This window comes from Pseudomonas sp. GW821-FHT01C01 (assembly GCF_059422645.1).
In genome coordinates, this window is sequence record NZ_JBWKXF010000004.1 from 80,161 (window position 1) to 99,134 (window position 18,974).

The following is an 18,974-nucleotide window of genomic DNA, read 5'->3' on the forward strand; positions in this document are numbered from 1 at the left end:
CTTCCGGCAGACGTCAAACGGCTACCGGATTGAGGGCCAGTCTATTTTGTTTTGATTGAACGTTCAATCAACAAAGAATAAGATCTGCGACAAATCGTCGCTGCTTACAGATTTTTCCTACGTGTAAATGGCGACAAACCGACATCCGAAACAGCTCGAAGCCTATACGCCACGGCGTCTCAAGGGCTTCGGGCTTTTTTCGGGCTGTCTTTATATCACCCGCCGGTCGGCTGCCCACTAACCGATTGGTCGGGTAACTCGTTTGTCTTGCGTTCTTCTCTCGCACTGCCCGGAGCATCTGTGCCATGAGTTCTGCCTCGCTAATAAAGACCCCACCCGAGAAGGTGACGGTCAACGGTTGGGTGTTCTACACCTCTACCGCGTTGATTCTGTTGTTGACCGCCATTCTGATCATCGCCCCGCAAGAGGCCGGCAGAATGCTGGGTACGGCGCAAGCCTGGTTGTCCCGCAGCTTCGGCTGGTACTACATGGTGGTGATTGCCGCCTACCTGATTTTCGTCGTTGGCCTGGCGTTTTCGTCCTACGGCAAACTGAAACTGGGCAGCAAGGACGACACCCCGGACTTCAGCTACGGCGCCTGGGCGGGGATGCTGTTCTCCTCGGGTATCGGCATCTCGTTGCTGTACTTCGGTGCGTCCGAGCCGCTGGACCACTACTTCAATCCGCCGGAAGGCGTGGCCGGCAGCAACCTGGCGGCACGTCAGGCCGTGCAGCTGACATTCCTGCACTGGGGCCTGCATGGCTGGGCGATCTATGCGTTGGTGGGGTTGGCCGTGGCGTACTTTGCCTACCGGCATAACCAGCCGCTGGCGTTGCGTTCGGCGTTGTATCCGCTGGTGGGCGAGCGTTGGGTCAAGGGCGCGGCCGGGCATGCGGTGGACGGCTTCGGCATGTTCGTGACGCTGCTGGGGCTGGTGACCAACCTGGGGATTGGTTCGCTGCAAGTGTCGTCGGGGCTGGAAAACCTGTTCGGCATGGAGCACAGCAACACCAACCTGCTGATCGTGATCATCGTGATGAGCACCGTGGCGACCATCGCTGCCGTGTCGGGCGTGGAAAACGGCATCCGTCGTCTGTCCAACCTGAACATCGTGCTGTTCAGCGGCCTGCTGATTTTCGTCCTGTTGTTCGGCCCGACCCTGCACCTGCTCAACGGTTTCGTGCAGAACGTCGGTGACTACCTGAATGGCGTGGTGCTGAAGACTTTCGACCTTTATGTGTACGAAGGCGACAGTGAGAAGTCCGACCGCTGGCTGGGCCTGTGGACTCTGTTCTACTGGGCCTGGTGGATTTCCTGGGCACCATTCGTGGGTATGTTCATCGCACGTATTTCCCGTGGTCGCACCGTGCGCGAACTGGTAGCCGGCGTGCTGCTGATTCCACTGGGCTTCACCCTGGCGTGGCTGTCGATCTTCGGTAACTCGGCTTTGGACCTGGTGATGAATCACGGGGCGGTGGAGCTCGGGAAGACGGCGCTGGAACAGCCGTCCATGGCGATCTACCAGTTGCTTGAGCATTACCCGGCGTCGAAGGTGGTGATCGGCGTGTCGATCTTTGTCGGTTTCGTGCTGTTCCTGACCCCGGCGGATTCCGGCGCGGTGATGATGGCCAACCTGTCTTGCAAGGGCGGTACCGTCGATGAAGACGCGCCGCACTGGCTGCGGATCTTCTGGTCGGTGGTGATCACCCTGGTCACCATCGGCCTGCTGTTCGCCGGTAACTTCGAAGCCATGCAAACCATGGTGGTGCTGGCCGGTCTGCCGTTCTCGGTGGTGCTGGTGTTCTTCATGTTCGGCCTGCACAAGGCCATGCGCCAGGACGTGCAGATCGAACAGGAGCAAGCGGAGTTGGCTGCGCGCGGTCGTCGTGGTTTCAGCGAGCGCTTGACCCAACTGGACCTGCAACCGAGCCAGTCGATCGTTCAGCGCTTCATGGACAAGCATGTCAGCCCGGCATTGCAAGATGCGACGGCGCAAATGCGTGCTCAAGGTCTGGAGGTTCAGACTCTGCTGGGCAAGTCCAAGCGTTGCATGGGCGTACGGGTCGAGATGGAAGAGGGCAACCCTTTCGTCTACGAAGTGAGCCTGGACGGTTACCTGGCCACGCCGACTGAATCGGCTCAGTCCGATGAGGCGCGTCAGCGTTACTACCGTGCCGAGGTGTACCTGCACAACGGCAGCCAGGACTACGATTTGATGGGCTTCACCCAGGATCAGATCACCCGTGACGTGCTCGATCAGTTTGAAAGCCATCGGCAGCTCCTTGGCCGGGTTTACAGCTGAGTAATGGCGGTGCGGTGTGCCTGACACACCGCACCGCTTTTGTAGGAGCTGGCTTGCCAGCGAATGCCCCGCCGTGGTGTGTCTGACACACTGCCTTCGCCGGCAAGCCGGCTCCTACAGAGTCTCGGACACACCACCTGGCTTTTGTAGGAGCTGGCTTGCCAGCGAATGCCACACCTCGATGCATCTGATCCACCGCATTGCCTTTGTAGGAGCTGGCTTGCCAGCGAACGCGACACCTCGGTGCATCTGATCCACCGCATTGCCTTTGTAGGAGCTGGCTTGCCAGCGAATGCCGCACCTCGGTATATCTGGTTCACCGCCTTCGCTGGCAAGCCAGCTCCTACAGAGACAGCGTCTATCGTGCTCAAACAAAAACGCCGCGATTCTCTCGCGGCGTTTTTGTTTCTGCTGCCTTACCCCAGGTTCTTGCCGAGCAGTGCGTGATACAGCTCGCTGTCGCCCAGAATCCCCACCACATGGTTGTTGTCGTGCAGCACCAGTTTGTTGCCGGTCTGATAACGAATCTGCAGCGCATCGCGCATGCCGATATTGGAGTCCACCAGCGTCGGCTTGCGTTCCAGGCCTTCGACGGCTTGCCCCGGAATCCAGTTCTGCAGGTCCATTGACGAACCGTTCTTGCGTGCGCCTTTGATGGTGTTGCCTTCGGCCAGGTCCAGCCACGAATCGCCGCCCGGATCGAGGCACACCGAGCCGTTGATGCGTTTGCAGTTGTCCAGCGTACGCATCAGGCTGCGGCCGCACAGTACGTTCAGCGGGTTGGTGTGGGCCACGAAGGTCCGCACATAGTCGTCCGCAGGGTTGAGGACGATTTCTTCCGGCTTGCTGTACTGGATGATCCGGCCGTCTTTCATGATTGCAATACGGCTGCCCAGTTTCAGCGCTTCATCGAGGTCGTGGCTCACGAAGACGATGGTCTTGTGCAGCTTGCGTTGCAGTTCCAGCAGTTCGTCTTGCAGACCTTGTCGGATCAGCGGGTCGAGGGCCGAGAACGGTTCGTCCATCAGCAGGATGTCGGCGTCCATCGCCAACGCACGGGCCAGGCCCACGCGTTGTTGCATACCACCGGAGAGCTCGTTGGGTTTCTTGTTGCGCCACTGGGTCAGGCCCACCAGCTCAAGCTTGTCATCCACCAGCTTGCGGCGTTCCTTCTCGGGACGACCCTGCATCTCCAGGCCGAAGCTGATGTTCTCGCGAACGGTCAGCCAGGGCATCAGGGCGAACTTCTGGAACACCATCGCGATGCGCTTGGTGCGCATCATTTTCAGTTCTGCCGGGGTGCAGGACGCAATGTCGATCTGCTTGCCTTCGTGCTCGACGAACAGCTTGCCGCGGCTGACGGTGTTGAGGCCGTTGATGCAACGCAGCAGGCTGGATTTACCTGAGCCGGACAGGCCCATCAGTACGCAGATCTCACCTTTTTCGATGTCCAGGCTGGCTTTTTCAACGCCGACAATCTGCCCGGTCTTTTTCAGGATCTCGTTACGGGTCATGCCTTGATCCAGCAGCTTGAGTGCCTCGCGTGGATCCTTGGAGAAGATAACGTCGACGTTATCGAAGCGAATAATGCTCATGCGTCACCCCCTACTTTGGCGTCGGGTTGTTTGCAGATACGGTCGAGCATGATCGCCAGCAGTACGATCGCCAGGCCTGCTTCGAAGCCCAGGGCGATATCAGCGGTATTCAGTGCGTTGACCACGGGTTTACCCAGGCCGTCGGCGCCCACCAGTGCGGCGATCACCACCATCGACAACGACAGCATGATGCACTGGGTGATACCGGCCGCGATGCTTGGCATGGCATGAGGCAGTTCAATTCGCGAGAGCAGTTGACGGCGCGAGCAGCCAAAGGCCTTGCCGGCGTCCATCAATTCTTCCGGGACATCGCGGATACCCAGGTAGGTCAGGCGGATGGGCGCGGCAATCGCGAACACCACCGTCGAGATCAGACCCGGGACCACACCCAGACCGAAGAGGGTCAGGGTAGGAATGAGGTACACGAAGGTCGGTACGGTCTGCATCAGATCGAGTACCGGACGCATTAAAGTATAGAACATCGGCTTGTGCGCGGCGACGATGCCCAACGGCACGCCGATGACCACGCAGACCAGGGTGGCGAACATCACCTGGGCGAGGGTTTCCATGGTTTCCTGCCAGTACCCCAGGTTGAGGATCAGCAGAAAGGAGGCAACGACAAACGCGGTCAGGCCCCATTTGCGTTGAATGAAGTGTGCCAGTAGTGCGATTAGGCCGATCAGTACCAGCGGGTTGAACCAGGTCAGCGCAAACGTCACGCCGTGGATCATCGTTTCCAGTGTCACGGCGATTGCGTCGAAGGTGCTGGCGCCGTGTTGCGTCAACCATTCAACGAAGCCCGCGATGTACTGGCCTAAGGGGATTTTCTGATCAATCAGCATGGTAGTGAACGTCCGCATGCAAGGAAATAAACAGCCCGGACGGCCGAGGCCGCCCGGCATAAGCGATTACTTGGCGAGCTTGGCTTTCACGGCCTCCAGGCCTGGTTTACCGTCAATGGTGGTCACGCCAGCGAGCCAGGTATCGAGTACCTGTGGATTGTTTTTCAGCCAGGCCTTGGCGGCCGCGTCAGGCTTCATCTTGTCGTCCAGGATGTTGCCCATCAGCGAGCTTTCCATGTCGACGGTGAACTCCAGGTTCTTCAGCAACTGGCCGACGTTGCTGCATTCCTGCGTGTAGCCCTTGCGGGTGTTGGTCGCCACGGTGGCGGCACCGAAATCCGGGCCGAAAAAGTCATCACCACCGGTCAGGTATTGAATCTTGAAGCGCTTGTTCATCGGGTGCGGCGCCCAGCCGAGGAACACCACGGCGGTGTCGCGTTTCTGCGCGCGGTCGACCTGCGAGAGCATGCCGGCTTCGCTGGACTCGACGACCTTGAAGCCGGCGTCCTTGAGGCCGAAGGCGTTCTTGTCGATCATCGTCTGGATCAGGCGGTTGCCGTCGTTGCCCGGCTCGATGCCATAGATCTTGCCGTCGAGTTCTTTCTTGAATTTGGCGATGTCGGCGAAGTCATGCAGCCCTTTGTCGTACAGCGCCTGGGGAACGGCGAGGGTGTACTTGGCGCCCTTGAGGTTGGTGCGCACGACATCCACGGTGCCCGCGTCGCGATAGGCCTTGATGTCGTTTTCCATGGTCGGCATCCAGTTACCCAGGAACACGTCCATGTTCTTGCCGTCGGCCAGGGACTTGTAGGTCACGGGCACGGAAATCATGGTGGTCTTGGTCTTGTAGCCGAGGGCATCGAGCACGACGCTGGTGGTCGCGGTCGTGGCGGTGATGTCGGTCCAGCCGACATCGGAGAAGTTTACGGTACTGCACTGCGCCGGTTCTGCGGCTTGCGCCAGAACCGGCAGACTAAGCATGGCGGCCAACAACAACGACGGGGAACCTTTCATGGATGGACTCCTTGGTGTTTTTTTTGGCAGTGTTCCGACTGGACCACCGCACTTATAGGTTGCGGTTGGATGGCGTTCTGGAGACAGCTCTACCACTGCGCCTTGCAATCGAGTCGATATGATCATGTACCAGTGAAAATCTGACGCCTACAGGGTGCGTCGTATCCAGTACAGGGATGGTCGCATCCAGTGTCGGTGACGTCGTTTACAGATTTTTTCAGCCCTTTTTTCCCCTCTGAACCGCAAAAAAACGGCGAAAACACGGCGTAAAAGACACGCGGCGTTGGTGGGCATGAGTGCGTCGGTTAGAGACGTCGAACAACACGATAAAAGCTTGATGATGCGGTCATCTCGGCGGATTGCAGCTTGTGAGCGTAGCAGCTCCGTCGCCGTGCGCTTTCGCGTGCGCAGTGGGCCCATTCAGGAGTTCGGCAGTCATGGCTATCAGTGTTTTCGACCTGTTCAAAATCGGCATCGGCCCTTCCAGTTCGCACACCGTGGGGCCCATGCGGGCGGCGGCGTTGTTTGTGCAAGGCTTGCGCGAGCGCGGGTTGCTGGAGCAGGTGCGGCGTGTCGAAGTCCAGTTGTTCGGCTCGTTGTCCGCCACCGGTATCGGCCATGGCAGCGACAATGCCGTGATCATGGGCCTGATGGGTGAGTGGCCGGATGCGATCGATCCGTCGCAAATCGGCATTCGTATCCAGGCCCTGCGCGAAACCCACACGCTGTTGCTCGACGGTCGCCTGTCGGTGCCGTTCGTCTGGGCTCGGGACATGCGCCTGATCGACGAAAACCTGCCGTTTCACCCCAACGCCATGACCTTGATTGTCGAAGGTGATGACGGCGAATTGCATCGCGACACCTACTATTCGGTCGGCGGCGGTTTTGTCGTCGATGAGGCGCAGGCTTCCAGCGGTGTCGTGGATCTGGATCGCACCGTACTTCCTTATGACTTTTCCAGTGCCGCCGAGCTGTTGCAGCTGTGCAAGAAGCACAACCTGCGCGTGGCTGAATTAATGATGGCCAACGAGAAAGTCTGGCGCAGCGAAGAGGAAATCCGCAGCGGCCTGATGAAGCTCTGGCGCGCCATGCAGGATTGCGTTGAACAAGGTCTGAAACACGAAGGCATTCTGCCGGGCGGGCTGAACGTGCGTCGCCGCGCAGCCAAGCTGCATCGCAGCCTGCAGGAACTGAACAAACCCAACGTGATCGGCTCGACTTTGAGCGCCATGGAATGGGTCAACCTGTTCGCCCTGGCGGTCAACGAAGAAAACGCTGCCGGCGGGCGTATGGTCACGGCACCGACCAACGGCGCGGCGGGGATCATTCCGGCAGTGCTGCACTACTTTATGAAATTCAGCGAGGCCGTGACCGACGCCAATGTCGTCGACTACTTCCTCAGTGCGGCGGCGGTGGGAATCCTGTGCAAGAAGAACGCCTCGATCTCCGGCGCTGAAGTCGGCTGCCAGGGCGAAGTCGGTTCGGCTTGCGCCATGGCGGCGGCCGGGCTGGCGGAAATCCTTGGCGCCACGCCAGAGCAACTGTGCAACGCGGCGGAGATCGGTCTGGAACACAACCTCGGCCTGACCTGCGACCCGGTGGGTGGTCTGGTCCAGGTGCCGTGCATCGAGCGCAACGCGATTGCCGCGGTGAAAGCGATCAACGCTGCGCAAATGGCATTGCGGGGCGATGGCCAGCACTTTATTTCGCTGGATCGGGTGATCCGCACCATGCGCGATACCGGTGCCGACATGCATGACAAATATAAGGAGACATCGCGGGGTGGGTTGGCGGTGAGTGCGGTGGAGTGTTGACACACACGTCTCTGTAGGAGCTGGCTTGCCAGCGAAGGCAGTGGTTCTACCGCTGAAGATGTGTCGGATGTATTGGCCTCTTCGCTGGCAAGCCAGCTCCTACACACTGCCAGACCAGTCAAAACTGCGCGCTAAGTGAACACCCGCTCGAAAGTGCGCCACCTTTTAGCGCGTCGCTTACAGATAAATCGCCTCGCCAGTGATCGGGCACCAACCCGCCTTTTACCACTCGTCACCCGTGCCTGCGGTGACACTCCTTTCCGACGCGGCGCAACGCCGTTCCCACAAGTGCTACCGAATTGCTCACAGCTCGTGGGCCGGGACGCTTGCCAGTCCTGATGGCCATTTAAATCCCCATGCCTTGCAAGACATATATAGACACATTCCGACGTCGTTTTTAGGAGTTATTGAACGCGCATTCAAATTTAGGCATGGCAATTGCTCTGTCATTACAAAGCCCGTCTCCCACGCGAGAACGATGGCAATAAAAAGAGCCTCCGCCTGAGGCCATCACCCGCTTTGTGTGAGGAGATACCGCGATGACGACGTTCAACTCCGGGGCCCAACCCCAGAACCGTGCGCCTCAATCCATCGGCTTTCTGCTGCTGGACAATTTCACGCTGATTTCTCTGGCCTCCGCAGTGGAACCCCTGCGCATGGCCAACCAGTTGTCCGGTCGCGAGCTATATCGCTGGACCACCCTCACCGTCGATGGCGGCCAGGTCTGGGCCAGTGACGGCCTGCAGATCACCCCCGACGCCTCCATGCACAAAGCCCCGCCAATGGACACCGTCATCGTGTGCGGCGGTATCGGCATCCAGCGCACTGTTACCCGCGAACACGTGTCCTGGCTGCAAAGCCAGGCCCGCCAGTCCCGCCGCCTCGGCGCGGTGTGCACCGGCAGCTGGGCCCTGGCCTGCGCCGGCCTGCTCGACGGTTTCGATTGCAGCGTGCACTGGGAATGTCTGGCAGCGATGCAGGAAGCTTTCCCGCGGGTGGCCATGAGCACCCGTCTGTTCACCCTCGACCGTAACCGTTTCACCAGCTCCGGCGGCACCGCACCGCTGGACATGATGCTGCACCTGATCAGCCGCGATCACGGGCGTGAACTGTCGGCGGCCATTTCGGAAATGTTCGTCTACGAGCGCATCCGTAACGAGCAGGATCACCAGCGTGTGCCGCTCAAGCACATGCTCGGCACCAACCAGCCGAAGTTGCAGGAAATCGTTGCATTGATGGAAGCCAACCTCGAAGAGCCGATCGACCTCGACGAACTGGCGGTGTATGTCGCGGTGTCCCGTCGGCAGCTCGAGCGGTTGTTCCAGAAATACCTGCACTGCTCGCCGTCGCGTTACTACCTGAAGCTGCGCCTGATCCGCGCACGGCAATTGCTCAAGCAAACGCCGATGTCGATCATCGAAGTGGCATCGGTGTGTGGCTTCGTATCCACGCCGCACTTCTCCAAGTGCTACCGCGAATACTTCGGCATTCCGCCGCGTGACGAGCGCGTAGGCTCCAACACTACCCAGCAAGTGGCGATGATGCCGTTGCCACAAGCGCTGGTGCTGTCGCCGTTGTCCGGGCCGTTGTCGGCGTTGAGCCAGGCGCGCAATGAGTCGACGTTTGCCAGCGTAAGGCTTTAAACCAGAGGTGCTGCATTCGCGAGCAAGCCCGCTCCCACATTGGAATGCATTTCAACTGTGGGAGCGGGCTTGCTCGCGAAGGCTTTTTATCGGCCTGTGTGGCTCTGCTGATACTCCGCCAACGCCGGCAACAACTGCTTGTCGATCGCCTGGCGCACCGCCGGCAGGATGGTCGCGCTGCTGGTGTACATCTGCTTGACCATGGTCCGCAGCGTCATCGCCCGAACGTCGTTCAGACCCCGTACCGCGCATTCGCAGGCCTGCTCGGCGGTGGAGCCGGTGGGCACTTCGAATCCCAACGACTTGAGCTGGCCCAACAGGTCTTCCTGGTCTATCAAATCAGCGTGCATCATGACGCAATCCTTCTTCAGGGAACGGTGTCGTGACTCGATTCTGGTAGGGCCACAAGGTGGCGGCAAGGGCGATTTGTCGCAATGGCCGCAATACCTATGAACAGGTCGTTTTCGGCTAACTTGCCGTGCAGAGGAGTGGGCACACTGGGCTCAGCTCGCTTCACGAAGGTTTGGTCACCCTCGCATGGCAGCTCCTCAACAGTACCCTCTGCCTCGATCCTGTCACGGCTTGATCGGGGCTTTTTTTTGTCTGTGAATCAATGGGTTCTGTGTCGATAAATAGACCGATTTCGCGAGCAAGCCCGCTCCCACAGTTGAAATGCATTCCAATGTGGGAGCGGGCTTGCTCGCGAAAAACGATGACGCGGTCTAGCGTTGCAACACCAGAATCCGCGACAACAACTCATCCCGGTCGACATAGCAGCCCTGGAAATGCCGCGCGCCGGTGGCGGGGTCGAAGGCGTTGCGGGCGTGGAGGGTGCGACGGTTGTCGAAGCACCACAGCTCACCGGGATTGAGCCGCTGCATCAGCCTGAATCGAGGCTCGCGGGTCATCGCGATAAAGCGCCGGTAGGCGTGATAGAGCTTGGGCATTTGCTCTACAGAAGCATCGAACGGCCCGCGCAGAAAATTGGCCATGCGGATTTCCGACACCTGCCCCAACGCATCCAGGGCAATGATCGGCGCAAGACAGCGGTAGTCGCTGTGACGGTCCTTGTTGCGAAACTCCACGGGGATTTCGCAAAGGTTTTTGAATGACTCCGGGTCTTCGCGACGCAGCGCATCGGCGATGGCAAAACCGTCGACAAAAATGCTCTCGCCGCCCTCGGCGTCATTGACCAGGCAATGCAAAAATTGCAGCCCCGGTTGCAACTCCCGGGTCGGCAAATCGCTGTGCAGCGGCAGGTTGAAGGCGGTGTAGGCGTTGCTGTCGGCGTCCGCCTTGGATTGCACGTTGAACAGCACGCCGAAATTGCTCTCGCGGATGAAGGAAATCCGTTGGGCGATCAGCTTCAGAGAGCCGGGCTCGGTGGGCACACCACGGACCTGGGTCAAGCCGACATCGCGCACCGCCAACAACCATTGCAACAAGGCGTCGGCATCGTTCATCAGCGCTTGATACTCGAAGACCGGCAACTGCAAGTCGCTGTGCCAGAGCCTGGCTTTAGGCTTGCGCTGCTGACGCTCGGCGCGGGATTCGTCGTCATAGGCATGGGCGCGCAGCCAGCCGGGGTCGAAGCGGCTGCAGTGGCCGTCCTGCCAATCCACCGCCAGGCAGCCGTCGTTGTCGATACGGGCGTTATCGGGCATCAGGTTTTGAGCCACATCGACGATTTCCAGCACTTGCTCGCGGGTCACGGTGTAGACGCATTGCGGGCATGGGCAGTTATCCCGCAGCCATTGATGGTGGAAAGGGCTGACGCGATCGTCGGCCCACTTCACCAGAACACGGTCGGCCAGGGTCTGCACGCCAGTCAGCGCGCTGATCAACGGATAGGTACGAAAGTCGGCAAATGCAGCGGCGGTGTTCATGGCGATCTCCTTGTTATTTTTTTGGGGGTAATGCGATCACTCGGCCAATGTACTCGGGCGTTGGCAGATCTGCCTGTTCGGCGACGATGGCTTGCAGCCGGCTCAAGGACAGTTCGCTGAACGGTGCCGAACGCGGCCCGGCGAGATCGACGTGCAGCAGCATTTGTTCATTGCCCGCCAGGGCCTGGTCATCACCGACCAGATGCAGGCTGTGATAGAGGTGCACGCGCTTGCTGTCGTGGGCGATGATTTGGGTGTGCACTTCGACTTGGGCGTCGAGCTTCACTTCGTGCAGGTAGTTGAGGTGCAGTTCGAGGGTGAACAGCGAGTTGCCGCTGGCCTCGCGGCTGTTGCTGTCGAGTCCCAGGCGATCCATCAGGGCGTCGGTGGCGTAGCTGAAAATCAGCAGGTAGAAGGCGTCGCGCAGGTGGCCGTTGTAGTCGACCCAGTCGGGGATGATGGTGGTTTGGTAGGTGGTCAATGCGGGCATGTCATCAAATCCTGAGGTCATGAATACCTGTAGGAGCCGGCTTGCCGGCGAAGGCGATTTCAGCACCGCGAAAAATGGCGGTGGATGTACTGGCGTCTTCGCTGGCAAGCCAGCTCCTACAAGGTGCGAGGTGCTAGTCGGCGAAGGCCATCCCATGCTTCTCTTTGGTGGTCTTCACCGCTTCCAGCACCGCCAGCAGGCAATCATCACGATAGCGCTCCAGCGCCGAAATGCTGTGTTTGCCCAGTTGATCGCTGGTGCCATCGACCACGTCATCGATCAGTTTGTCGGTCAGCTCCGGCGCCGGCAGGTAGGTCCATGGCAATTGCAACGCCGGGCCGAACTGAGCCATGAAGTGACGCATGCCGGCATCGCCACCGGCGAGGGTGTAGGTCAGGAACGTACCCATGAACGACCAACGCAAGCCCGCGCCAAAGCGGATGGCATCGTCGATCTCGCCAGTGGTCGCGACGCCGTCGTTGACCAGGTGCAGCGCCTCGCGCCACAGCGCTTCAAGCAAGCGGTCGGCGATGAAACCCGGTACTTCCTTGCGCACGTGCAGTGGGCGCATGCCTAAGGATTCATAGACTTTCATCGCGGCTTGCACCGCTTCAGGGGCGGTGTTTTTACCACCGACCACTTCGACCAGCGGCAGCAGGTAAACCGGGTTGAACGGGTGACCGACCACGCAGCGTTCCGGGTGCGTGGCGCTTTCGTAGAACTCGCTCGGCAACAGGCCGGAGGTACTGGAACCGATCAATGCATTGGGCTTGGCCGCCGCGCTGATTTTGCTGTGCAGTTCCAGTTTCAGCTCCAGTCGTTCCGGGGCGCTTTCCTGGATGAAATCGGCATCGCGCACGCACTCTTCGATGGTCGCGACAAAGCGCAGGCGATCCTGCGATGCACCCGGCGCCAGGCCTTGTTTCTCCAGCGCACCCCAGGCATTTGCAACGCGTTTGCGCAGGGCTGCTTCAGCGCCGGGTGCCGGGTCCCAGGCCACGACATCCAGGCCATGGGCGAGGGCGCGGGACACCCAACCGCTGCCGATGACACCGCTGCCCAGGGCGGCGAAGGTTTTGATTTCGGTGATAAAGCTCATGGCGACTTCCTGAAGTATTCGGTGATCCCTGTAGGAGCCGGCTTGCCGGCGAAGACGGTTTCAGCACCACCGAGGATGACGGCGGATGTACCGGCCTCTTCGCCGGCAAGCCGGCTCCTACAGAGGTGATGTGTGGGTTTAACCGCGCTTGGTCAGGCCCATCTTCTTGCGGCCTTCAGCCGGGGTCAGCACCCGGGCACCGAGGCGGCTGAGGATTTCCGAGGCGCGCTCGACCAGTTGGCCGTTGGTCGCCAGTACGCCCTTGTCCAGCCACAGGTTGTCTTCCAGGCCGACCCGCACGTTGCCGCCGAGCAGCACCGCTTGCGCAGCCATCGGCATCTGCATGCGACCGATACCGAAGCCGGCCCAGACCGCATCGGCGGGCAGGTTGTCGACCATGGCTTTCATGGTGGTGGTGTCCGCCGGCGCGCCCCACGGGATGCCCAGGCACAGCTGGAACAATGGGTTGTCGAGCAGGCCTTCCTTGATCATCTGCTTGGCGAACCACAGGTGACCGGTGTCGAAGATTTCCAGCTCGGCTTTCACGCCCAGTTCCTGGATGCGTTTGGCGCCAGCACGCAACTGCGCCGGGGTAGAGACGTAAATGGTGTCGCCGTCGCCGAAGTTCAGGGTGCCGCAATCGAGGGTGCAGATTTCCGGCAGCAGTTCTTCGACGTGGGCCAGGCGGGTCAGCGGGCCGACCAGATCGGTGTTCGGGCCGAACTCCATCGGATTTTCGCCGGCACCGATTTCCAGGTCGCCGCCCATGCCGGCAGTGAGGTTGACGATGATGTCGACGTCCGCCTCGCGGATGCGCTCCATCACTTCGCGGTACAGCGCCACGTCACGGCTGAACTTGCCGGTTTGCGGGTCGCGCACATGGCAATGAACCACGGTGGCACCGGCCTTGGCGGCCTCCACGGCGGCAGCCGCGATCTGTTTCGGGGTGACCGGCACGTGTGGGCTCTTGCTGGTCGTGTCGCCAGCACCGGTGAGTGCGCAGGTGATGATGACGTCGTGGTTCATTTGGCGGTTCCTTACAGGCGAGTTTTTGGTTTAGGCCAGGCGTGGTGGTCCCGTTCGCAGCCCGTTGGGGGCTGCGAGTCGGAGATACGTTCGGGTTTATTTACTGGTCAGTTGCAGGTTTTCAGCGGCCGGTTTGCCATCGAAGGTGGTGACACCTTCAAGCCAGCGTTTTTTGTCCTGCGGGTGATCCTTGATCCATTGCTTGGCCGATTCGAAGGCGTCCTTGTGATCCAGCAGTGGCTGCATCATCCGGCTCTCGTCTTCGGCGGTGAAGGTCAGGTTGGTCAGCAAACGGCCGATGTTCGGGCATTGTTCGGCGTAGGTCGGCGCAGTGACGGTCCATACCGTGGCCTTGCCTTCGTCCGGCCCAAGGGCGTTTTCACTGCCGGTGAGGTAGGTCATCTTCACGTTGACGTTCATCGGGTGCGGCGCCCAGCCGAAGAACACCACGGCTTCGTTGCGACGCACGGCGCGATCCACGGCGGCGAGCATGCCGGCTTCGCTGGACTCGACCAGCTGGAACTTGCCGAGGCCGAACTGGTTCTTGGCGATCATCGCCTTGATCTGGGTGTTGGCGCCCGAGCCAGGCTCGATGCCGTAGATCTTGCCGCCCAGTTCTTTTTCGAACTTGGCGATGTCAGCGAAGGTTTTCAGGCCCTTGTCGGCGAGGTAGGTCGGCACGGCGAGGGTCGCGCGGGCGTCTTGCAGGCTTGGGGCTTCAAGCACCTTGACCTGTTTGGCGTCGACGAACGGGGTGATGGTCTGGGTCATCAGCGGGTTCCAGTAGCCGAGGAACAGGTCCAGACGCTGGTCGCGGATCCCGGCGAAGATGATTTGCTGGGAGGCGCTGGTTTGTTTGGTGCTGTAGCCGAGGCCATCGAGCAATACCTGGGTCATGGCACTGGTCGCGATCACGTCGGTCCAGTTCACTACACCCATGCGCACGTTCTGGCACGCGGCGGGTTCGGCGGCCATGACACTGGCGCTCAGCAAAGCGGTACCACTGAGTGCAAGAACACAGCTGCTGATCAGTCGTTTCATCTCAGGTTCCTCGGCAGTTCGTTTATTGTGAGTTCCGGTGTCTGATGCGCCGGTGATGCCAAGTTACGCAGCTAAGCGGCCGTGAAAGCGCACTGCGGCGACCAGCTCTTGCACTGCAGCGACCTGTGCTCTTGAATGCCGCGTGCAACAGGCGTATCAACATCCCTACGCTGCCCGCCCTCTCGTTACCTGGCCTCTTGTTACCTGCTAAGCGAGTGCGCTCCATGTCCCAGGATTTCTACTTCTTGTTGATGCCGGGTTTCTCGGCCATTGGGTTTATCTCGGCCATCGAGCCGTTGCGGGTCGCCAATCGCTTTCGCGGCGAACTCTATCGCTGGCATGTGTTGAGTGCTGACGGCGGGGCAGTGCTGGCCAGCAACGGCATGTCGGTCAACGCCGATGCGGCGCTGGAACCGTTGAAAAAAGGCGCGACACTGCTGGTGGTCGCCGGGTTCGAACCCCTGAAGTTCGCCACCCCGGCGCTGGAACACTGGTTGCGGCGGCTGGACAACGAAGGCGTGACCCTGGGCGCGATCGACACTGGCAGCTTCATTCTCGCCGAGGCGGGTTTGCTCGACGGCCATCGGCTGACCCTGCACTGGGAGGCCATCGACGCCTTCAAGGAGTCTTATCCACAGCTCAGCGTCACCCAGGAATTGTTCGAGATCGACCGCCGGCGCATCACCTCCGCCGGCGGCACCGCGTCCATTGACCTGATGCTGGATCTGATCGCCCAGGCCCACGGTCCCGATCTGGCGATCCAGGTCAGCGAACAGTTCGTACTCGGCCGTATCCGCCCGCGCAAAGACCACCAGCGCATGGAAGTCGCCACGCGTTATGGCATCAGCAACAAGAAGTTGGTGCATGTGATTGGCGAGATGGAGCAGCACAGCGAGCCGCCACTCAGCACCCTGGAACTGGCGGAATCGATCAAGGTGACGCGGCGGCAGCTGGAGCGCCTGTTTCGCTTGCACCTGAACGATACGCCGAGCAACTTCTACCTGCGCTTACGGCTGGAAAAGGCCCGGCAACTACTTCGTCAGACCGACATGAGCGTGCTTGAAGTGAGCATTGCCTGCGGGTTTGAATCGCCGTCATATTTCACCCGCAGTTATCGGGCGAAGTATGAGCGGTGCCCGCGGGAAGACCGACGTACCGCTAAAGCCTAATCGAGTTTTAAGGCTCAACAAATATCCAGTGTGGGAGCGGGCTTGCTCGCGAAGAGGCCATTCAATTCAACATCGATGTTGACTGATGCACCGCATTCGCGAGCAAGCCCGCTCCCACATTTGATCTTGGGCGTCTGGAAAGAGGATTACTTCTTCATCAACGCCGAACACGCTGCTTTATAAGCCTCATGCTGATACTTGTTCAGCGTCCCCGGCAGCTCGCCGGTGAATTTTTTGCTCTGCGCCGTGATGGTCTGCGGCGACAGCAAGGTCACTTCGCAATTCTCCAGCAGTTGGAAAACCCCTTCGATCTTGAACGTGGTCGGCCCGCCAGCGAACTCGCCTTTCTTGCTGCGCTTCTTGATCGCGATGCGGTCGATGGAATTCTCACGGACAAACGACGCGACCAGGGCTGCGAACACTTTGACGTTGGCAGCTTCGTCGTCATCGTCCAGAGCGATTTTCTTGGTGGCGAGCGCGACATGGTTCAGCGCCTGACCGTCCAGCGTGGCCACGGCGATGATCGCTTCGCTGCCCTTGATTTCGATGCCGCAGACTTTCATGTTCAATCCCATTAGTGACAGAGGGTGAGCAGCTTACAGCTCAAGCTGGCTGGCAGTGATGCCAAACGCCAAAGCGATTTTTTCGCGAGTGGCTTTACGGGGCTTGGCGACTGTTTCCTGTTGGGCAAAGGCAGGCTGGGTTATGCCCATGCGTTTGGCCACCTCATCCTGTGTAAGGTTCAAGTGTTCGCGCCAGGCGCGGATAGGGGTGGCGCCATCGACGATACGACTCACCACTTCGTGGGGTATCAGATCAGGCTCGATTTTCTGCGCGATATATTGCGCGTAGGGAATGACGACGAACGCGGGGTTCCCGTTTTCGTCATTGATGATTTGAACGTCAGTAGGTGCGTTCATCGCGTTTTTTGACCTCTTGAATACTGACCACTTTGATCGCGCCATCCCAGTCGAACATGACCTGATAGTTACCGACACGCAGCCGATAAGCGAAGTCATGACCGACCAGTGCCTTGACATTGCCAACATCCGGCATGCCAGCGAGCGCTGTGATGGCATCACGAACCTGAATCTGGTGAACGGAATGCAATCTCAAGAGTTGCTTAACGGCCTTTCGATTCCAGTGAATGCTGTTCATGAAAGAATATAAGTCTTTAATAAGATTTGCGAATCTTTACTTATATTTTCAGGTGGCCAACCAGGGAAATCTGTCGGGATATTGCGCGAAAAGCATGCCAAACAACGCGTTCAGGAGAAAGTTGTAGGCACGATCGGAAGAAATTGTGGGAAAGGGTGTTTCTTAGGTTGAAAGCCGGTGGTGATACCAGCTTTCGACGGATGGATGGGGACTACTCCTGCCCAATCGACTCCAAAAACTCCGACCGCTCGTCACTCATCCGCGCGATGCAGTCGTTCTGGGCAATGGTGAACGCCTTGCTGCCACTGGTGGCCGGGAAGGCCTCCACGGCGCAGTCTGCGTCGCGGGTCTTCAGCCATTGCTGTTGGGCGGCCTTGAGCTTGGCGTTGATGTCGGCCAGTTGCGACGGGTTTTTGCCGTACTGCGACTGCATGCGTTCGGTCAGTCCCTTGAAGTTTTCCTTGAGCAGGTCTTCGGCGGTGGTTTTGCTGAAGACCGAGCACTCGAGGGTCTGGACGTCGTTTTCGACTTTGTCGCACGGGTTGTCGTCGGACTCCTCTGCTGCGTGTACGCCGGTCGCAATCAGTGCCAAAGCCAGAAGGATGGATTTCATTCAGGTCGCCGCTCTATTCCAGTGATGCGGCGAATTCTGGCCCAAGCCGAGGGCCTTGAACAGGTCGCTGATTGTGCCTGACTACGACCCTTTGTCGCGGATTGACGCTTTCGGCAAACCCCCTGTCGTTTTTGCACCCGGCTGCTTAGGCACCGAGGCATATGCTGGCCCCAAAGCGCCGGCAGATGATTCGGCGCATGAATCGCTAATAAGGGGACAGCCTGATGAGCCCAGCCGAATTGCACGCCGACAGCATCGTTATCGACGGGCTGATTATTGCCAAGTGGAACCGTGAACTGTTCGAAGACATGCGCAAGGGCGGTTTGACCGCGGCCAACTGCACCGTGTCGGTGTGGGAGGGCTTTCAGGCCACTGTCAACAACATTGCCGCGAGCCAGAAGCTGATTCGCGAGAACAGCGACCTGGTGATGCCGGTGCGCACTACCGCCGACATCCGCAAGGCCAAGGAGCTGGGCAAGACCGGCATCCTCTTCGGCTTCCAGAATGCCCACGCCTATGAAGACCAGATCGGCTATGTCGAGGTGTTCAAGCAGCTCGGCGTTGGCATCGTGCAGATGTGCTACAACACCCAGAACCTGGTGGGCACCGGTTGCTACGAACGTGATGGCGGCCTGTCGGGCTTCGGTCGCGAAATCGTCGCCGAGATGAACCGGGCCGGCGTGATGTGCGACCTGTCCCACGTTGGCTCCAAGACTTCCGAAGAAGTCATCCTCGAATCGAAGAAACCGGTCTGCTACTCCCACTGCCTGCCGTCGGGGCTCAAGGAGCACCCGCGTAACAAGTCCGATGAAGAACTCAAGTTCATTGCCGACCACGGCGGTTTTGTCGGCGTGACCATGTTCGCGCCGTTCCTGGCCAAGGGCATCGATTCGACCATCGACGACTACGCCGAAGCCATCGAGTACGTGATGAACATCGTCGGCGAAGACGCCATCGGTATCGGCACCGACTTTACCCAGGGCCATGGCCAGGACTTCTTCGAATACCTGACCCACGACAAGGGCTACGCCCGTCGACTGACCAGCTTCGGCAAGATCATCAACCCGCTGGGCATCCGCACCGTGGGCGAGTTCCCGAACCTGACCGAGACCCTGCTCAAGCGCGGCCACTCCGAGCGCGTGGTACGCAAGATCATGGGCGAGAACTGGGTAAACGTCCTGAAAGACGTTTGGGGCGAATAAGCCCACTTTGAACAACGATCCCTTGTAGCAGCTGCCGAGGTACGAGGCTGCGTCGGGCTGCGAAGCGGCCCCCGAGGGC

18 protein-coding genes are annotated in these 18,974 nt (G+C 59.6%); 5 read left to right on the plus strand and 13 right to left on the minus strand.

The window, feature by feature from the left end; genetic code table 11:
* The first annotated feature begins 362 nt into the window (after positions 1 to 362).
* The gene (locus AC07XF_RS04095; RefSeq protein WP_495025601.1) at positions 363 to 2,303 is read left to right on the plus strand and encodes a BCCT family transporter; all 1,941 of its coding nucleotides are present in this window, start codon (positions 363 to 365) and stop codon (positions 2,301 to 2,303) included.
* A 416-nt stretch (positions 2,304 to 2,719) separates the two neighbouring features.
* Here the strand turns inward: AC07XF_RS04095 and choV are convergent, their stop codons facing one another.
* The 3 genes from choV to AC07XF_RS04110 all read right to left on the minus strand — a co-directional run bounded on the left by choV (position 2,720) and on the right by AC07XF_RS04110 (position 5,754).
* Complete coding sequence (gene choV, locus AC07XF_RS04100; RefSeq protein ID WP_007985940.1) at positions 2,720 to 3,898, minus strand: choline ABC transporter ATP-binding protein; 1,179 nt, start codon at positions 3,896 to 3,898, stop codon at positions 2,720 to 2,722.
* The gene (gene choW, locus AC07XF_RS04105; protein ID WP_104450084.1) at positions 3,895 to 4,740 is read right to left on the minus strand and encodes a choline ABC transporter permease subunit; all 846 of its coding nucleotides are present in this window, start codon (positions 4,738 to 4,740) and stop codon (positions 3,895 to 3,897) included. Before choW ends, choV begins: the two co-directional genes overlap by 4 nt.
* A 66-nt stretch (positions 4,741 to 4,806) precedes the next feature.
* Positions 4,807 to 5,754: a choline ABC transporter substrate-binding protein gene (locus AC07XF_RS04110; RefSeq protein WP_007985945.1), complete on the minus strand. Its 948-nt coding sequence runs from the start codon at positions 5,752 to 5,754 to the stop codon at positions 4,807 to 4,809.
* Between the two features lie 437 nt (positions 5,755 to 6,191).
* On the opposite strand from AC07XF_RS04110, the gene AC07XF_RS04115 reads away from it, so the two are divergent.
* Both AC07XF_RS04115 and gbdR read left to right on the plus strand, forming a co-directional pair.
* A complete protein-coding gene (locus AC07XF_RS04115) occupies positions 6,192 to 7,568 on the plus strand; it encodes an L-serine ammonia-lyase (RefSeq protein ID WP_007985947.1) in 1,377 nt (458 codons plus the stop codon).
* Positions 7,569 to 8,107: 539 nt separating this feature from the next.
* Complete coding sequence (gbdR, locus tag AC07XF_RS04120) at positions 8,108 to 9,211, plus strand: choline metabolism transcriptional regulator GbdR (protein WP_007975492.1); 1,104 nt, start codon at positions 8,108 to 8,110, stop codon at positions 9,209 to 9,211.
* 86 nt (positions 9,212 to 9,297) lie between these two features.
* Here gbdR and AC07XF_RS04125 read toward each other — a convergent pair whose 3' ends face one another.
* From AC07XF_RS04125 to AC07XF_RS04150, 6 genes are all read right to left on the minus strand, one after another.
* Entirely contained in the window at positions 9,298 to 9,564 is a 267-nt protein-coding gene (locus AC07XF_RS04125) for a hypothetical protein (RefSeq protein WP_495025503.1), read from the minus strand.
* 369 nt (positions 9,565 to 9,933) lie between these two features.
* The gene (locus tag AC07XF_RS04130; RefSeq protein WP_495025504.1) at positions 9,934 to 11,097 is read right to left on the minus strand and encodes a gamma-butyrobetaine dioxygenase; all 1,164 of its coding nucleotides are present in this window, start codon (positions 11,095 to 11,097) and stop codon (positions 9,934 to 9,936) included.
* Between the two features lie 13 nt (positions 11,098 to 11,110).
* The gene (locus AC07XF_RS04135) at positions 11,111 to 11,587 is read right to left on the minus strand and encodes a thioesterase family protein (RefSeq protein ID WP_495025505.1); all 477 of its coding nucleotides are present in this window, start codon (positions 11,585 to 11,587) and stop codon (positions 11,111 to 11,113) included.
* A gap of 133 nt (positions 11,588 to 11,720) precedes the next feature.
* Positions 11,721 to 12,686, minus strand: coding sequence for an L-carnitine dehydrogenase (locus tag AC07XF_RS04140; RefSeq protein ID WP_495025506.1), 966 nt, complete (start codon positions 12,684 to 12,686; stop codon positions 11,721 to 11,723).
* Between the two features lie 138 nt (positions 12,687 to 12,824).
* Positions 12,825 to 13,712, minus strand: a complete 888-nt coding sequence (cdhC, locus tag AC07XF_RS04145; RefSeq protein ID WP_495025507.1) for a 3-dehydrocarnitine:acetyl-CoA trimethylamine transferase CdhC — start codon at positions 13,710 to 13,712, stop codon at positions 12,825 to 12,827.
* A 96-nt stretch (positions 13,713 to 13,808) separates the two neighbouring features.
* Complete coding sequence (locus tag AC07XF_RS04150; RefSeq protein ID WP_495025508.1) at positions 13,809 to 14,753, minus strand: choline ABC transporter substrate-binding protein; 945 nt, start codon at positions 14,751 to 14,753, stop codon at positions 13,809 to 13,811.
* 224 nt (positions 14,754 to 14,977) lie between these two features.
* Here AC07XF_RS04150 and AC07XF_RS04155 point away from each other — a divergent pair, with 224 nt between their 5' ends.
* Positions 14,978 to 15,922, plus strand: a complete 945-nt coding sequence (locus AC07XF_RS04155; RefSeq protein WP_477762892.1) for a GlxA family transcriptional regulator — start codon at positions 14,978 to 14,980, stop codon at positions 15,920 to 15,922.
* Positions 15,923 to 16,068: 146 nt separating this feature from the next.
* Here the strand turns inward: AC07XF_RS04155 and AC07XF_RS04160 are convergent, their stop codons facing one another.
* The 4 genes from AC07XF_RS04160 to AC07XF_RS04175 form a co-directional block, all read right to left on the minus strand.
* Positions 16,069 to 16,485, minus strand: coding sequence for a DUF3010 family protein (locus AC07XF_RS04160; RefSeq protein ID WP_495025509.1), 417 nt, complete (start codon positions 16,483 to 16,485; stop codon positions 16,069 to 16,071).
* A 33-nt stretch (positions 16,486 to 16,518) separates the two neighbouring features.
* On the minus strand, positions 16,519 to 16,842 hold the full coding sequence (locus AC07XF_RS04165; protein ID WP_310056298.1) for a helix-turn-helix domain-containing protein: 324 nt from the start codon (positions 16,840 to 16,842) through the stop codon (positions 16,519 to 16,521).
* Positions 16,826 to 17,080: a type II toxin-antitoxin system RelE family toxin gene (locus AC07XF_RS04170; protein WP_495025510.1), complete on the minus strand. Its 255-nt coding sequence runs from the start codon at positions 17,078 to 17,080 to the stop codon at positions 16,826 to 16,828. Before AC07XF_RS04170 ends, AC07XF_RS04165 begins: the two co-directional genes overlap by 17 nt.
* Positions 17,081 to 17,291: 211 nt before the next feature.
* The gene (locus AC07XF_RS04175) at positions 17,292 to 17,693 is read right to left on the minus strand and encodes a lysozyme inhibitor LprI family protein (protein WP_495025511.1); all 402 of its coding nucleotides are present in this window, start codon (positions 17,691 to 17,693) and stop codon (positions 17,292 to 17,294) included.
* Between the two features lie 224 nt (positions 17,694 to 17,917).
* Here AC07XF_RS04175 and AC07XF_RS04180 point away from each other — a divergent pair, with 224 nt between their 5' ends.
* Positions 17,918 to 18,895 carry a dipeptidase gene (locus AC07XF_RS04180; RefSeq protein WP_495025512.1) on the plus strand — a complete coding sequence of 326 codons (978 nt, stop codon included), beginning with the start codon at positions 17,918 to 17,920 and terminating at the stop codon, positions 18,893 to 18,895.
* Positions 18,896 to 18,974: the final 79 nt, after the last annotated feature.

Coding starts and splice junctions, on each gene's coding strand:
- choV (WP_007985940.1), bottom strand. CDS start 3,898: ATGAGCATTATTCGCTTCGATAACGTCGACGTTATCTTCTCCAAGGAT.
- choW (WP_104450084.1), bottom strand. CDS start 4,740: ATGCTGATTGATCAGAAAATCCCCTTAGGCCAGTACATCGCGGGCTTC.
- AC07XF_RS04110 (WP_007985945.1), bottom strand. CDS start 5,754: ATGAAAGGTTCCCCGTCGTTGTTGTTGGCCGCCATGCTTAGTCTGCCG.
- AC07XF_RS04115 (WP_007985947.1), top strand. CDS start 6,192: ATGGCTATCAGTGTTTTCGACCTGTTCAAAATCGGCATCGGCCCTTCC.
- gbdR (WP_007975492.1), top strand. CDS start 8,108: ATGACGACGTTCAACTCCGGGGCCCAACCCCAGAACCGTGCGCCTCAA.
- AC07XF_RS04125 (WP_495025503.1), bottom strand. CDS start 9,564: ATGATGCACGCTGATTTGATAGACCAGGAAGACCTGTTGGGCCAGCTC.
- AC07XF_RS04130 (WP_495025504.1), bottom strand. CDS start 11,097: ATGAACACCGCCGCTGCATTTGCCGACTTTCGTACCTATCCGTTGATC.
- AC07XF_RS04135 (WP_495025505.1), bottom strand. CDS start 11,587: ATGCCCGCATTGACCACCTACCAAACCACCATCATCCCCGACTGGGTC.
- AC07XF_RS04140 (WP_495025506.1), bottom strand. CDS start 12,686: ATGAGCTTTATCACCGAAATCAAAACCTTCGCCGCCCTGGGCAGCGGT.
- cdhC (WP_495025507.1), bottom strand. CDS start 13,712: ATGAACCACGACGTCATCATCACCTGCGCACTCACCGGTGCTGGCGAC.
- AC07XF_RS04150 (WP_495025508.1), bottom strand. CDS start 14,753: ATGAAACGACTGATCAGCAGCTGTGTTCTTGCACTCAGTGGTACCGCT.
- AC07XF_RS04155 (WP_477762892.1), top strand. CDS start 14,978: ATGTCCCAGGATTTCTACTTCTTGTTGATGCCGGGTTTCTCGGCCATT.
- AC07XF_RS04160 (WP_495025509.1), bottom strand. CDS start 16,485: ATGAAAGTCTGCGGCATCGAAATCAAGGGCAGCGAAGCGATCATCGCC.
- AC07XF_RS04165 (WP_310056298.1), bottom strand. CDS start 16,842: ATGAACGCACCTACTGACGTTCAAATCATCAATGACGAAAACGGGAAC.
- AC07XF_RS04170 (WP_495025510.1), bottom strand. CDS start 17,080: ATGAACAGCATTCACTGGAATCGAAAGGCCGTTAAGCAACTCTTGAGA.
- AC07XF_RS04175 (WP_495025511.1), bottom strand. CDS start 17,693: ATGAAATCCATCCTTCTGGCTTTGGCACTGATTGCGACCGGCGTACAC.
- AC07XF_RS04180 (WP_495025512.1), top strand. CDS start 17,918: ATGAGCCCAGCCGAATTGCACGCCGACAGCATCGTTATCGACGGGCTG.